The sequence below is a fragment of the Streptomyces sp. NPDC002125 genome (genome assembly GCF_053593715.1).
This window is the reverse complement of record NZ_JBSFDD010000003.1, coordinates 56213-71236: the sequence shown is the minus strand read 5'-3', so window position 1 is coordinate 71236 and position 15024 is coordinate 56213. Positions and strand designations below refer to the sequence as shown.

The window sequence follows — 15024 nt, the reverse complement described above, 5'->3', positions numbered from 1 at the left end:
GTACCAGTGCGTCGCGTGACAGCAGGTCGGCGTTCAGGCGGTCGTGGCGGGACGTGGGCTGCCCTGGAAGACCTGGCTGGTGTGCCAGGAACGGTGGGCGGCGGCGATGGGGCGGACGCCCGGCTGGGGGCCGATGAGCGGACGGCCGGCGAGCGTGATGACGTGCTCGCGGGCGGCGGTGCTGTGGCCGACGAAGCTCTGCGAGACCAGGATGCGATGGCCCTTGCCATGGCCTTCGCCGAGACCGAGTACGCCTTTGTCGAACAGCTTGTGGTGCAGCGAGCACAAGCACAGCCCGTTCTCGACGTCGTCCGGTCCGTCGAACGCCCACCAGCGCACATGGGCGGCCTCAAGCCCGACCGGCACCGCGCCGATCCTGCCGTCGTACCCGCAGAAGGAGCACTGGTACTCGTACGCCGTCAGGACCATCTCCCGCATCCGCCGGTCCCGCTGCCTGCGCGCGGCCGAGAGCAGTGCGGTCTCGGCCTCCTCCAGCTCCAGGCCGACGGCTTCGCACAGCTCGCCGTGGAGGGAGGGCGGGAAGTTCAGATCGAGCAGCACCCGTGTCATCCGGCCGAGAAGAGACGGCTCCCGCCGCAGCGCCGCCCTTAGCTCCGGCGTCAGCCGCCCAGCGGCGCCGGTTGCGCGCAGTTCCCTGACCCCGGTCCCGGGGCTGCCCGGCCCGCGCTCGGTGCGCACCTCCCACACGCCGTCACTCACCAAGTGATGGAAGGGATAGGCGGGCGTCGTCCGGTTACCAGGACCGTATTCGGCGAGAAGCCCCCGCAGGTCCTCCTCCACAGCGCTGTACCGCAGCTCGTCATCGGCGTCCTGCTGGAACCGGCTGAGCGCGTACAGGAACAGCAACGGCTTGTGCGGAGCCCGCGTCCCGCCCCTTGTCCACTGCCTCAACTGCGCGGTGCGCTCGACCCAGTCCATGGTCGGCGATCGTAGTGGCGGCTCGTCACAGCGCTTGGTCGTGGGGCATCGCCGCAGTGGCCGGCCGAACACCGAGCCACGACGCGGCTCCCGGCTACCCGGGCATGACGCCGTGGATGCGGGAGAGTGTGAAGACCCGTTCGTCGTCGCGCAGGTGGCACCACGCATACAAGTAGGGCGGGTCGAGTACGAGCTCGCTGAGGGTACGTACGGTCCGGTTGCCCGAGGCGGCGACGTACTCGACCGTGATGGCTGTGCCGGCGTCGACGGCATGGGCGAGCTGGCGGACATCGCTGTACGCCAGGTTCTTCGCGTACGCGGCGACGATCTCCTCGGTGTCCGTGCCGTAGGGGACCCCGGTGCCGAACGGGTCGGGAGCCGGGAGTGTCGGCGGGGCGGCCCGCAGCCTGGCGGCCAGCGTGCTCAGGTCGACGGTCACCGGAGTCATCTGAGTCACCGTCGGCACGGACCGCTGCCGCTGGCCCGGGAGTGGGGGGACCGGGCACGGGGCGGCGGCACGTCGGCGCCGGGTCTTCTCGACGCGTACGGTTCCGTCGGCCCTCTCGTTGACGGGGGCGTAGCCGGCGGCCCGGAGCGCGGCGAGGGTCTTGTCGAGTGGGGTCCGGCTGACCAGCACGGTCGGTGCCAACACGCGTAGGCCGAGGGCGGCGAGCTTTCTGTGAGTGACGAGTTCGGCGAGGAGGGCGGCTTCTTCGCCATGGATCACACAGGCAGCGGGGGCGATACGCACACGGCCGTGAGTGCGTGCGGAGTCGTTGATCAGGTACAACAGCGGCTGGGGGAGGGCGCCGACCGCGACGGCCGCCAGGTCGGCCGCGATGGCATCCGCCGTGCGGCCCGTGTCCAGGGCACGGCGAACGGTTGTGGGGCTGAACCGCCACACCGATGCCGTGCCACCGACTTCTTTGTCCGCGACGGTGTCCAGCAGTGCGGCGAGGCGGGTGGACGGTGTGCCGGTGACCACGGCGGTGAGGTCCGCGCCGAAACGGGCTGCCCTGGTGGCTGCCGGCAGCAGCAGCTCACAGGCGGCGGCGAGCATTTCGGCGGCTTCGGTGTCGTCGGCCCGCAGAGCGGCACCGATGGGGGACAGGCAGCCGCGGGCGACGACCCCGAGCAGTTCCGCTTCCCGGATTGCGGTGGCGAAGGGCGTGGTGTCCTGGGGGAGCTGCTCGGCGAGCGGGCGATGCCAGGCGACCAGCGGCCCCAGTTCCGCGGGGCTGTGCACTCCCCGGTCCGCCGGGAGCTGCGCCGCGGCGGCGAGGAGCCCCTCCCGGGCCTGTAGACAGCCGCCGCAGGGTGGTGTTCCAGCGAGCGCGGGCAGCGCCTTGTCGTCCTCGCCGCGCGCCTGGGTCGGAGTCAGCGGAAGCGTCCGCCAGGCGCGGAGAAGCGCGGTGAGCTGCTCCGCCGGTTCTCGTTCCGCCCAGGTGTCGTATCCGTCCGTTGCCGCGACCTGGTCGTCGTCCCGGGCCAGCAGCCCGGCGTCGTATGCCGTCTCCAGAACAAGGCGTACGACGATGTCGTCGCACTGTGCCGCCTTGCTGATCCGGGACAACTCACGTGCTCCGACCCCGCCGGACTTCAGCAGGACCGGTGGAGCCGCGGAGCACGTCGCCAGAACCGACGCGGCATGTGCGGCCAACGCCGTGGCGGCGGCCGCCGCCTCCCGGCCCACCTCCGCCGAGGTGACGGACACCGTCCGCACGACGGGCGGGACGGGCTCGAAGGGGGCGCGCCAGCCGGCTCCGCGCAGTGCGAGCGCCACCTCGGCGGGCATGCGTGTGGATCCGTACCCGGAGTCCCGGTCCTGGACCAGCAGTCCCCGCTCCAGTGCCCAGCGCGCACCCGGCTCGGAGTCGCCCGACGGAGCCCTGAACGTGATCAAACGCGCCGGTGATTGAGCCTGTTCCTCCTGGTGAGACGCTCGCCGCTCGAGCAGCTTCCGGGTGGACGCAGGTGCCGAAGTGATCACTGCGGCCACCCGCTCCGGATTGCTGTGGTGTTCCAGCAGGGCGGTCAGCCGATGCTTCTTGGTGGTGCCGGGCGACGGAATGCCCAGGGCCACCAGCATGCGGCGCAGTTCCTCGGAGGTCGTGTTCGCCAGTAGCCGGGTGAGCGGAGCGTCCAGCCCCAGCGGCGAGTCCCACGCCTGCCGTAACGGCGTCGCCATGCGCAGCAGCCCTTCGCCGTCCGGCCAGACGAGTGCGCGGTCGGCCAGCGCCTCCAAGGCCGCGTCCAGCCCGCCAGTGCTCTCCGTTCCGGTCGCATCCAGCAGATCGGCCAGGGCGGCACATGGAACGGGCCCCAATGCTGCCAGTGCCTCGGCTACCTGCAGGTGTGGCAGCGCGAGTCCGGGCAGCACCGAGGCCACCGACGCCGGGCGCTGAAGGCGGTCCGCGAGTTCGCCGAACGATCGTGGTTCCGGCGGGGACACGGCATCCCGGCGGGCTGCCAGGACCCGCTCAAGCCGGTCGATTTCCAGATCACTCAGCCACGTGGCCAGAGTTGATCCGCTGGTCTTGCCGACGGGGACACCTCACAAGGACGAGTGCCAGTGGTATCCGACCGGAATCGGTCCTGCACAGACCCAGAATGGCGGATCGCGGGGGAAGCCTGTGTCCTGAGTCGGCAGAAACCCGCTTCTGAGTGAGGGCGATGCCCTGTGACTCGACCTGGCGACGGCAAGTCGGCGGAATGAAATGTCTCTTATGTCGGAAATAAATGAGACCAGAACTGAGACCACCAACGTCGAAGGGCCCCACCGCAAGCGGTGGGGCCCTTCGACGTATTGCCCGGTGAGAGCAATGGCGGAGGATACGAGATTCGAACTCGTGAGGGGTTGCCCCCAACACGCTTTCCAAGCGTGCGCCCTAGGCCACTAGGCGAATCCTCCGCCGCAAACAATACAAGACGTTGGAGGGTGCTCGCGAACACGTTCCCCGTAGATCGTTCCGGACCGTCCTCCCGGAGGGTCGGAGCGGGGGTGAGGGTGGACGGCGGGGGGCTGGGATCGGTTAAGGTGGGCGTCAGCCCCTCACGTGGCGCTATCTGACTGAACTCCCCCAGGGCCGGAAGGCAGCAAGGGTAGGTTGGCTCTGGCGGGTGCGTGGGGGGCCCTTGCGTGTCCGGGGTGTGGTTTCCCACCGGGCGCTCGCTCCCAGGGCGGGACCGGTTGTCGGTGCGCCCCGATAACCTCGTATGTGTGTCGTCCCTTGCGCTGTACCGCCGCTATCGCCCCGAGTCCTTCGCCGAGGTCATCGGTCAGGAGCATGTCACTGACCCGTTGCAGCAGGCCCTGCGGAACAACCGGGTCAATCACGCGTACCTGTTCAGCGGGCCGCGCGGCTGCGGGAAGACGACCAGTGCGCGCATCCTCGCGCGCTGTCTGAACTGCGAGCAGGGGCCCACGCCGACCCCTTGCGGGGAGTGCCAGTCCTGCCGTGACCTGGCGCGCAACGGGCCGGGTTCGATCGATGTCATCGAGATCGACGCCGCGTCGCACGGTGGTGTGGACGACGCCCGTGACCTGCGGGAGAAGGCCTTCTTCGGGCCTGCTTCCAGCCGGTACAAGATCTACATCATCGACGAGGCGCACATGGTCACCCCGGCAGGGTTCAACGCCCTGCTGAAGGTGGTCGAGGAGCCGCCGGAGCACCTGAAGTTCATCTTCGCGACCACCGAGCCCGAGAAGGTCATCGGGACGATCCGCTCGCGTACGCACCACTACCCCTTCCGGCTGGTCCCGCCCGGGACGCTGCGCGGGTATCTCGCGGAGGTGTGCGGCAAGGAGAACAGCTTCGTCGAGGACGGGGTGCTGCCGCTCGTGGTGCGGGCCGGCGCCGGATCCGTGCGTGACTCGATGTCCGTCATGGACCAGCTGCTCGCCGGAGCCGGCGACGACGGTGTGACATACGCCATGGCGACCTCGCTCCTCGGATATACGGACGGGTCTCTGCTGGACTCCGTCGTCGATGCCTTCGCGGCGGGCGACGGGGCCGCGGCCTTCGAGGTCGTGGACCGGGTGATCGAGGGCGGCAACGACCCGCGGCGCTTCGTCGCCGACCTGTTGGAGCGGCTGCGTGACCTGGTGATCCTGGCCGCGGTGCCTGACGCCGGGGACAAGGGGCTCATCGATGCGCCCGCCGATGTGGTGGAGCGGATGCAGGCCCAGGCGTCCGTGTTCGGCGCCGCCGAGCTGAGCCGGGCCGCCGATCTGGTCAACGAGGGCCTCACCGAGATGCGCGGGGCCACCTCGCCGCGGCTCCAGGTGGAGCTGATCTGTGCCCGGGTGCTGCTGCCCGCCGCGTTCGACGACGAGCGTTCGCTCCAGGCCCGGCTCGACCGGCTGGAGCGCGGCGCGTCCTTCGCCACGGCCGGGCCGGGCCCCGCCATGGGGTACGTGCCGGGGCCGGAAGCCCACGGGGCCGGTGCCGGGCTGCCCGGCACCGGCCCCGTGGGAGGCGCTGTCGGAGGTCCCGCAGTGGCCCGTGCCGCGGCCCGGGGGGAGGCGCCCCCGGTGGCGGCCCCCGTCGAGGACGTACCGAGGGCCGCACCCATGGCAGCCGAGGCAGCCGCGCCGCCCGCCGCTCAGCCCCCCGCCGCTCAGCCCCCCGCCCCCCAGGCCCCCGCCGCCCAGCAGCCCGCCGGGCAGCGTCCCGGGGCGTGGCCCGCGGCGGCCGGAGCCGGCAGCGGCGCGGCCGAGCCCGCGCGGCGGCCCGGTGGCTGGCCGACCGCTTCCGCGCCCGGCAGCGGCCCGCAGGCGCCACCGCAGGCCCAGGCGCCCGCTCCTCCCCCCGTCCGGGCCGCCCCGGCCCCCGCCCCGCAGGAGCCCGCCCCCGGCGGGCAGGGCATGGCCCAGGGCGCGGCCCAGGTGCGGAACATGTGGCCGGACATCCTGGAGGCCGTGAAGAACCGCCGCCGGTTCACCTGGATCCTGCTCAGCCAGAACGCCCAGGTCACCGGCTTCGACGGCAGCACACTCCAGCTCGGCTTCCTCAACGCCGGAGCCCGCGACACCTTCTCCAGCAGCGGTAGCGAGGAGGTGCTGAAGCAGGCACTCGCCGAGCAGTTCAACGCCACCTGGCGGGTGGACGCGGTGGTCGACCCGTCCGGTGGCGGCGGAGCGCCCCCGCAGACGGGCGGCGGCGGTGGAGGCAGGCCCCCGGCCACTCCCTACCAGCCCGCGCCCGCCCCGCCGGCTCCGTCGTACGAGCCCCGGCCCGCCCCGGCCCCGCAGGCTCCGCCGCCCGGACAGTCCTCGCCCCAGCAGGGCGGGCAGCCCGAGCAGTCCTCGTACGACAGGGTGGCTGCCCCGGAGCCTCCTCGTTCGGTCGCGCCCGAGGACGACACCGCTGAGGCGGACGATCCCGACCTGGTCGACTCCGCGCTCTCCGGGCACGACCTGATCGTCCGCGAGCTGGGCGCCACGGTCGTCGAGGAGTTCACCAATGAGTGACGAGGGCCGGCGGACAGGGTGTGAGCCCCTGCTCGCGCGCAGGGAGCGATGAGCCCGGCCCGGCCCCCCCAGCTGTCCACGGATCGGCGCGCGTCGAGGCCCCGGGCCCCCGGCGGCTAGGCTGCACCCCGTGAAGGTCCTCGTCATCGGCGGCGGCGCCCGCGAACACGCCCTGTGCCGCTCTCTCTCCCTCGACCCCGATGTCACCTCCCTGTACTGCGCTCCCGGCAACGCCGGAATCGCGGAGGTGGCCGAACTGCACCCGGTCGACGCACTTGACGGTGACGCCGTCGCGCGCCTCGCCACCGAGCTGGGCGCCGAGCTGGTGGTCGTCGGCCCGGAGGCACCGCTCGTCGCCGGTGTTGCCGACGCCGTGCGCGCCGTCGGCATCCCCTGCTTCGGCCCCTCCCGTGAGGCCGCTCAGCTGGAGGGTTCCAAGGCGTTCGCCAAGGACGTCATGGCCGGTGCCAACGTCCCGACCGCCCGCAGCTACGTCTGCACGACGCCCGCCGAGATCGACGAGGCACTCGACGCCTTCGGCGCTCCGTACGTCGTCAAGGACGACGGCCTCGCCGCCGGCAAGGGCGTCGTCGTCACGGACGACGTCGAAGCCGCCCGCGCCCACGCCCTGGCCTGCGACCGGGTGGTCATCGAGGAGTTCCTCGACGGCCCCGAGGTGAGCCTCTTCGCGATCACCGACGGCACCACGGTGCTGCCCCTCCAGCCCGCCCAGGACTTCAAGCGCGCCCTGGACGGCGACGAGGGTCCGAACACCGGCGGCATGGGCGCGTACTCCCCGCTGCCGTGGGCCGACCCGAAGCTGGTCGACGAGGTCATGCAGACCGTCCTGCAGCCGACCGTGGACGAGCTCCGCCGCCGGGGCACGCCGTTCTCCGGGCTGCTCTACGCGGGCCTCGCGATCACCTCGCGCGGTGTACGGGTCATCGAGTTCAACGCCCGCTTCGGCGACCCGGAGACGCAGGTCGTCCTGGCCCGCCTCAAGACCCCGCTGGCCGGGGTCCTGCTCGGTGCGGCCAACGGCACCCTGGACGTCGTACCCGCGCTGAAATGGCGCGACGACGCGGCGGTCACCGTGGTCATCGCCTCGCACAACTACCCGGACACGCCCCGGACGGGAGACCCGATCGAGGGCCTCGCGGATGTGGCGGCCAAGGATGAACCCCACGCGTTCGTCCTGCACGCCGGTACCCGGCAGGACGGCGACACCGTCGTCAGCGCCGGAGGCCGTGTGCTCTCGGTCACGGCGACCGGCAAGAACCTCGCGCAGGCCCGGGACCGGGCCTACACGGCGCTCGGCCGGATCCGGCTCGACGGCTCCCAGCACCGTACGGACATCGCGCGCAAGGCCGCCGAGGAGGCCTGACGCCTCCCGCCGCCCCGCCCGCCCGTGCCCGGCCCCCTCCCTCCGGAGGTGCCGGGCACAGGCGTGTGAGGCCGCGCGAGGGGCCCAGGGGCGTGGCACAGGCGCGTCCGGAGCCCTCGCGAAGGACCCGGGGCGCGTGGCCCGTATCACCGGACCACGGTTCACCGGCGCGTCAGCAGCTTTGCCCAAAGCCATTCCATCGGGTGACGACTCGGCCATCCGGATGACGCCCGCCGAGGCCCCAACTAGGGTGCGGCGCAAGCATTCCGGCACTTGGCCCACCGGCATTGCGATGTCGGTGCCGGGTGCCACAGTGGGGGAGTGACCAACACCGTCGCGGGGGCAGAGGGGGTGACGTCCAGCCGTGTCCGGTACCGGTTCGGTTGAGGAGCTGGGTGCGCACGCAGCGCGGGCCAGGGCCATGGCTCTGCTGCGCATCCGCAGCAGAGCCACCGCGCTGGCGATCCTGCCGGCGGGCGCGGCCGTCGTGCTGCTCGTCGCCCACGCGCAGGGCCGTATCGGCGGGGGTGTGTGGTCGACGGTGAGCTGGGCCGTCACGGCCTGCGCCGTCGTGGTCCTGCTGATCGCCGCGGGGGTGGCCGTCGCGGTGGCGCGGGCGAGGCCCGCGGTCAGCCCGACCGTGCCCCTCACGGAGGCGGCGGCCCCCGATCTCTACCGGCTGGTCCGCGATCTCGCCGACCGGCTCGACGTCCCGGCGCCCTCCGCCATAGCGCTGACCCCGGACTGCGACAGCTGGCTGGAGGACCGCACGCACCCCGCGACCCAGCCGAAGGCCCAGGACCTGGCCCGGGGGCTGACCGGTGCCAGGCGCGGCCGTCGTGTCCCGGCAGCCCCCGTGCTCGTCATCGGCTCCCCCTTCCTGTGGTGGATGCGGGTCGCCGAGCTGCGGGCGGTGCTCGCCCCGGTCGTCGCGGGCACCGGCCCCTCCGCGCACCCCGACATAGCCGCCGCCCGCCGCTTCGTCCGCGGTCTGGACGCCGCCGTCGCCGACGCCGACCAGCCGGGCCTGGGGTGCATACGCCGGATTCCCGCGGCCTTCGTGGGGTGGGTCGCCCGGCTGATGCTGCGGGGCTGTCGCGGTCACGCCGCCGAGATGGAGCGCTGCGTCGCCGCCGCGGCTTCGGGGCGCGCCCAGGAGGTGGACTACGGGCTGCGGATCGTCGCCCAGGAACAGGTCGGCCTGGCGTACGCCGGCTGGGACCGGCTGCTGACCCGGGTCGCCCTGCCCGCCTGGCGGATGGGCCGCTGGCCGTCCCGGCTCGACGCGGGCGTCGTCTCCGCGCTCACCGAGCTCTCCCGGCGCGACCGGCTGGCCGACGGCTTCACCTCCCGGCTGGGGGAGCGCCCCGCCTGCGATCTGATCGAGGAGCCCGGCGCGGCCGACGAGGCGGCCTCGCTGCTCGCCGCGCGGCTCTTCCACGGCGGCCCGGCCGAGGCGGGCCCCGGCTGGTCCCCGGTCGACTGGCAGCAGTATCCGGAAGAGGTCGTGGACCGGAAGTGGCGTACGGAGGCCGCCCGTCTGCACCGCGTGCTCGACGCCCTGGGGGTGGCCGCGAGCGTCTCCGTGGGCGGGCCCGCCCAGGCTGCCGACGGCTCCGCTGTGCCCACGCTGGCACGGGTCATAGACCACCTCGCCGCACCGGGCGCCAACAGTGAGGCGCTCGCGGCCGGGATCGGCGCGGCCGTCGCCCGCGACGAGGCGAAGGAGGCGCCGCGTCCCCGGGCCGGTGGCTCCGAGGGCGCCCCGGCGGCCGGAGCGCCCGTGGCCGCCGACCCCCTCGACCTCTGGGGCCCCGTCCCGCTTCCGCTTTTCCCCCTCCAGCCGCCGCGCACGGGCACCGAGCTGCTCGCCGACCATGTGGTGGCGATGGTCTGCTGTGCGGCCGTGGACACGGCCGGCGCCGCCCCGGGCCTCGACTGGCTCGACGGCCCCGCCCTGCTGGTCGACGGCGGACGCAGGTCGGACCTGGGCGCCCCCGTGCTCAGCCTCGTCGAGGACGGCGACGCGGAGCCGCTGCGGACCTGGCTCACCGCGGTGGGCGTGCGCACGGACAAACCGGTACGCCTGGGGTGAGGGCGGACGAGCGGCCGGTTGCACGACCGTGCGTCCATACAGGCGGCGAAATGTCCTGGATGCGCGCCCGATACCCGGAAGATTTCGCTCCGCTCACGTCAATTCGCGACGAACGGTAACGGAGCGCGTGCGTTATGTGATGTGCTGTGAAAGGGCGCCGGCATCCGACGCCCTACAGCTGTCGGGGGACGAGGGAGGGGTGCGGGATGGGGGCGGATCAGATCCGGCGATGGGAATCCGGTGCCCTCGCGCACGCCGTGAGCGACCCCTTCGGGCAGGGTCCGCTGCCCTGGCTGCGCGGCAGCGAGAACTACTTCGACGACACCGGCCAGGTCGTCCCCTGGTACGCCGACCCGGAGCTGGGCCGCAGCGGAACGGGCGGCGGCACGCGCACGGCTGACGATGTGCGCCAGCAGATCAAGGGCTTCGCCTCGCCCGGCGCCGCGGCCCCCGGCGAGGCCATCGACTTCCACATCACCGTTGACCCGCCTCAGCAGTTCTCCGTGGACGTGTACCGCATCGGGCACTACGGGGGCGACGGCGCCGCGAAGATCACAACCAGCCCGCGTCTCTCCGGCATCGTCCAGCCGCCGCCGCTGACCGCCGAGCGGACGGTCTCCTGCCACCACTGGTGGCTCTCCTGGCGCTTGCAGATTCCCACCTACTGGTCGGTCGGAGCGTATGTGGCCGTCCTGACCACCGCCGACGGATACCGCTCGCACGTCCCCTTCACGGTGCGGGACGACCACCCGGCGGACCTGCTGCTCCTGCTCCCGGACATCACCTGGCAGGCGTACAACCTCTACCCGGAGGACGGCCGTACGGGGGCCAGCCTCTACCACGCCTGGGACGAGCAGGGCCGGCTGCTGGGCGAGGAGGACGCCGCCGCCACCATCTCCTTCGACCGTCCCTACGCCGGCGCCGGCCTCCCCCTCCACGTCGGCCACGCCTACGACTTCATCCGCTGGGCCGAGCGCTACGGCTACGACCTCGCGTACGCCGACGCCCGCGACCTGCACGCCGGCCGCGTCGACCCGAGCCGCTACAGGGGCCTGGTCTTCCCCGGCCACGACGAGTACTGGTCGGTGCCCATGCGCCGCACCGCGGAGCTCGCCCGGGACACCGGCACCTCGCTGGTCTTCCTATCGGCCAACACCATGTACTGGCAGGTCGGGCTCGGCCCGTCGCCCTCGGGCGTCCCCGACCGTCTGCTCACCTGCCGCAAGCGCCGGGGCCCCGGAAAGCCCGCCCTGTGGCGCGAGATCGACCGGGCCGAGCAGCAGCTGCTGGGCATCCAGTACGCCGGGCGGGTCCCCGAGCCCCACCCCCTGGTCGTGCGGAACGCCGGGCACTGGCTCTGGGAGGCCACCGGAGCCGGCGAGGGCGATGAGATCGACGGGCTGGTCGCCGGCGAGGCCGACCGCTACTTCCCGCGCACGACGCTGCCCGAGCACGAGAACCGCATGCTGCTCGCGCACTCCCCGTACGCGGACGGCGACGGGGCCACCCGGCACCAGGAGACCTCCCTCTACCGCGCCCCGTCGGGCGCGCTCGTCTTCGCCTCGGGCACTTTCGCCTGGTCCCCGGCGCTGGACCGGCCCGGCCATGTCGACGCCCGTATCCAGCGGGCCACGGCCAATCTGCTCGACCGGATCTGCAAGCGGGACTGAGGAGCCGGCCCCGGATCTGCAAGCGGGACTGAGGAACCCGGCACCGGATCTGCGTGCGGGACTGAAGAGCCCGGCCCCGGATCTGCGAGCGGGACTGAAGAGCCCGCCCCTGATCCGCGCGCGGGGCCGAGACTCCGGGGTGCCCAGGACCGGCGAGCGGTGCCCGAGAGCCCACGCCGCCGGATCGCGAGCCCGCCGAATACCGACAAGCGGAACCGCGAGACGCACGGGCGGCTCGCCGTCCGTGCGGGTCTCCGGGCCCGCCCGGCCTGTCCACCTGGCGACCCCTGTCGGCGCGGCCTCTTCGCATGCGGGACAATCGGAACGACTCCTGGATCAACCTACGCGGAGGCAGCGTGTCCGGTTTCGTAGAAAAGCCCGAGCCTGTGCAGGTGCCGGGGCTCACCCATCTGCACACCGGCAAGGTGCGCGACCTGTACAGGAACGAGGCGGGCGACCTCGTGATGGTCGCCAGCGACCGCATCTCCGCGTACGACTGGGTCCTGCCGACCGAGATCCCGGACAAGGGCCGCGTGCTCACCCAGCTGTCGCTGTGGTGGTTCGACCAGCTCGCCGATCTCGTCCCCAACCACGTGCTGTCGACCGAGCTTCCGGCCGGTGCGCCCGCCGACTGGGCGGGCCGCACCCTGATCTGCCGTTCGCTGCGGATGGTCCAGGTCGAGTGTGTGGCGCGCGGTTATCTGACCGGCTCCGGCCTGATCGAGTACGACGCGAGCCGCACGGTCTGCGGCCTCGCTCTCCCCGAGGGCCTTCTCGACGGCTCCGAGCTCCCGGCACCGATCTTCACCCCGGCCACCAAGGCCGCGGTCGGCGATCACGACGAGAACGTGTCGTACGAGGAGGTCGCCCGTGAGGTCGGCCCCGAGACCGCGGCCCTGCTGCGCCGGACGACGCTGGACGTCTACGGGCGGGCCCGGGACATCGCCCGTGAGCGCGGGATCATCCTGGCCGACACGAAGTTCGAGTTCGGCTTCGCGCCCACCGCCGACGGCGGCGAGGAGCTGATCATCGCGGACGAGGTGCTGACCCCGGACTCCTCGCGCTTCTGGCCGGCCGAGACCTGGGAGCCGGGCAAGCAGCAGCCCTCGTACGACAAGCAGTTCGTGCGTGACTGGCTGACCTCGGCGGCCTCCGGCTGGGACCGCCACAGCGAGCAGCCGCCCCCGGCGCTCCCGCAGGAGATCGTCGACGCGACCCGGGCCAAGTACCTGGACGCGTACGAGCTTCTGACCGGCACCGGCTGGCCGGCCCAGGGCGTGTGACGGCGGAAGGCCCCGGTCCTGGGGACCGGGGCCTTCCTGAGTGGAGCGAACGACGAGGTTCGAACTCGCGACCTCAACCTTGGCAAGGTTGCGCTCTACCAGCTGAGCTACGTTCGCACTGCGCCGAAGCGCGATGCCTACTATACCCAACCTCTCTCCCGTGCGAGACGCACTGCCGCATGACGGTTCTCCACACCCAGTTTGGAGACCGCAGCCGACAGGTAGTTGCGCACCGTGCCCTGGGACAGCGAGGCGCGCTCGGCGATCTCGGCCACGGGCGCCCCGTCCGCCGCCAGCTCCAGCACCTCGGCCTCCCGGGCCGTCAGCGGGGAGTCCCCGGCGGAGATGGCGTCGGCGGCCAACTCCGGGTCGACATAGCGGTTTCCCGCATGCACGGTACGGATGATCTCGGCCAGCCGCCGGGCACTGAGCGTCTTCGGCACGAACGCCCGGACGCCCGCTTCGAGGGCCCGCTTCAGGTGGCCGGGCCTGCCGTGACTCGTCACGATCATGGTCCGGCAGCCGGGCAGTCCGGTCCGCAGCGATGTGGCGACCTTCACACCGTCCGCCCCGGGCATCTCCAGGTCGAGGACCGCCACATCGGGCCGGTGCGTCAGGGCCATCGCGAGCGCCTCGGGCCCGGTCGCGGCCTCGGCGACCAGCACGATGTCGTCCTCCAGGGCGAGCAGCGCGGCCAGCGCGCCGCGGATCAGGTGCTCGTCGTCGGCGAGGAGGACCCGCACGGGGCCCCGTCCGGTGGTCATGCGGTGACATCCTCACGGCCGGCGGGACGAGTGGGACCAGCGGGACGAGCGGGACCAGCGGGACCAGCGGGGGAGTGGTCACGGTCCGGCAGCGGCACCCGCGCCGTGAGCCGGAAGCGGTCCGAGCCGGGGACCGGGCCCGCCTCCAGCGTGCCGTCGTGCGCGGCCAGCCGCTCCCGCAGACCGGCCAGCCCCGTTCCTGGCGCCGGGCGGGAACCGGTGCCCGCGTCCGGGGAGCCGGCCGGTTCGGGCACACCGTCGTTCTGCACCATCAGAACCACCTCCTGAGTCCCCCCGGGCAGCTCCGCCGTCGAGAGGCGGATGGCACAGCTGTGGGGATCACCGTGCCGCAGTACGTTCGTCGTCGCTTCCCGCACCACCCATCCCAGGGCGGACTGGACGTCTCCGGGAAGCGCGGTGTCCAGTTCGTCGCCTGCGCCGTGGACCGTGCAGTCGATGCCGGCGGCCTTCAACACGCTGAGCGCGCCCTCCAGTTCGGTGCGCAGCCCGGCCTCCCGGTACCCGCGCACGATGTCGCGGATCTCGCGCTGGGACTCCTGCGCGATCCGCTGCACCTCGGCCATCTGCGATACGGCCTCCGGCCTTCCCCGCTCGGCGAGCTGGACGGCGAGTTCGCTCTTCAGGGCCATCACCGCCAGGTTGCGCCCCATCACGTCGTGCATGTCCCGCCCGAACCGCAGCCGTTCCTCCGCGACCGCGACGCGGGTCTCCAGTTCGCGGGCGGCGTCCAACCGCCCTACGACACCGGCCAGCCAGGCCGAGAAGACGTACGTGGCGACGAACACCGCGCCCGCGCAGGCGACGCCGGTGAAGTTCAGCCAGGTCTGCCGCCATCCCATGCCCAGCGCCGCCGTGAACGCGGAGGTGGAGGTGGCCGCGCCGAGCACCAGCCACACCCGGGCGCTCGTGGTCGGCAGCCCGAGGGAGAGCGAGCCCAGGCCGAAGGCGGCGAATCCCATCAGCAGGAGGCCGAAGTCGTCCTCCTTGGAGACCGCCCCGGTGTCGAGGAGCAGGACACTCGTGAGGAGGCAGGCACCCGTCACGGCGGCGGCGGCCATGGTCGTCCGCACCGGACTCTCCCGGTGTCCCAGCCGCCGGTCGAGACCTCTGGAGGACATCACGGCGCACAGGGCGGAGTGGGCGAGGAGCAGCAGGAACAGCCAGACGTCGGAGGTCCGCCGGTCGCCGAGGAGAAGGGGCACGGCGAGACCCCCGGCCTCGACGCCCGCCATCATCTGGAAGGTGGCACGCGTGTAGAGCTCGACCTTCGCCGTGTCGGTCTTCGCGGGCCGCCCGGGCCGCCCGGGCCGAAGGGCCTTCGGCCGGGGCCATCGGCGTATCTTTCCCAGCCGCCGGCCCGTCATCACCTCTGCCATGGTGTCCCCCGCCTCCCGT

At 72.6% G+C, this 15024-nt stretch carries 9 protein-coding genes, 2 tRNA genes and 1 other RNA gene; 6 read left to right on the top strand and 6 right to left on the bottom strand.

Annotated elements, in window-relative coordinates; all coding sequences use genetic code 11:
- Positions 1–33: 33 nt before the first annotated feature.
- The 3 genes from ACWCQM_RS06125 to ACWCQM_RS06115 form a co-directional block, all read right to left on the bottom strand.
- Positions 34–939, bottom strand: a complete 906-nt coding sequence (locus ACWCQM_RS06125) for a phosphorothioated DNA-binding restriction endonuclease (protein ID WP_450914132.1) — start codon at positions 937–939, stop codon at positions 34–36.
- A 94-nt stretch (positions 940–1033) separates the two neighbouring features.
- Positions 1034–3460, bottom strand: coding sequence for a helicase-associated domain-containing protein (locus ACWCQM_RS06120; protein ID WP_450914488.1), 2427 nt, complete (start codon positions 3458–3460; stop codon positions 1034–1036).
- Between the two features lie 302 nt (positions 3461–3762).
- A tRNA-Ser gene (locus ACWCQM_RS06115) sits at positions 3763–3850 on the bottom strand.
- Between the two features lie 133 nt (positions 3851–3983).
- Here ACWCQM_RS06115 and ffs point away from each other — a divergent pair.
- From ffs to ACWCQM_RS06085, 6 genes are all read left to right on the top strand, one after another.
- Positions 3984–4078, top strand: an RNA gene (gene ffs, locus ACWCQM_RS06110) — signal recognition particle sRNA small type.
- Positions 4079–4159: 81 nt separating this feature from the next.
- On the top strand, positions 4160–6412 hold the full coding sequence (locus tag ACWCQM_RS06105; protein ID WP_450914131.1) for a DNA polymerase III subunit gamma and tau: 2253 nt from the start codon (positions 4160–4162) through the stop codon (positions 6410–6412).
- Positions 6413–6542: 130 nt separating this feature from the next.
- Positions 6543–7796, top strand: a complete 1254-nt coding sequence (gene purD / locus ACWCQM_RS06100; protein ID WP_450914130.1) for a phosphoribosylamine--glycine ligase — start codon at positions 6543–6545, stop codon at positions 7794–7796.
- Positions 7797–8160: 364 nt separating this feature from the next.
- On the top strand, positions 8161–9891 hold the full coding sequence (locus tag ACWCQM_RS06095) for a hypothetical protein (protein WP_450914129.1): 1731 nt from the start codon (positions 8161–8163) through the stop codon (positions 9889–9891).
- 206 nt (positions 9892–10097) lie between these two features.
- On the top strand, positions 10098–11561 hold the full coding sequence (locus ACWCQM_RS06090; protein WP_450914128.1) for a N,N-dimethylformamidase beta subunit family domain-containing protein: 1464 nt from the start codon (positions 10098–10100) through the stop codon (positions 11559–11561).
- A gap of 356 nt (positions 11562–11917) precedes the next feature.
- On the top strand, positions 11918–12844 hold the full coding sequence (locus ACWCQM_RS06085; RefSeq protein ID WP_450914127.1) for a phosphoribosylaminoimidazolesuccinocarboxamide synthase: 927 nt from the start codon (positions 11918–11920) through the stop codon (positions 12842–12844).
- Positions 12845–12885: 41 nt separating this feature from the next.
- Here ACWCQM_RS06085 and ACWCQM_RS06080 read toward each other — a convergent pair.
- The 3 genes from ACWCQM_RS06080 to ACWCQM_RS06070 all read right to left on the bottom strand — a co-directional run bounded on the left by ACWCQM_RS06080 (position 12886) and on the right by ACWCQM_RS06070 (position 15005).
- A tRNA-Gly gene (locus ACWCQM_RS06080) sits at positions 12886–12961 on the bottom strand.
- Between the two features lie 23 nt (positions 12962–12984).
- Positions 12985–13608 (bottom strand): response regulator, encoded by a 624-nt coding sequence (locus tag ACWCQM_RS06075; protein WP_450914126.1) that lies wholly within the window; start codon positions 13606–13608, stop codon positions 12985–12987.
- Positions 13605–15005, bottom strand: coding sequence for a sensor histidine kinase (locus ACWCQM_RS06070; RefSeq protein WP_450914125.1), 1401 nt, complete (start codon positions 15003–15005; stop codon positions 13605–13607). The genes ACWCQM_RS06075 and ACWCQM_RS06070 overlap by 4 nt, the downstream gene beginning before the upstream one ends.
- Positions 15006–15024 lie beyond the last annotated feature (19 nt).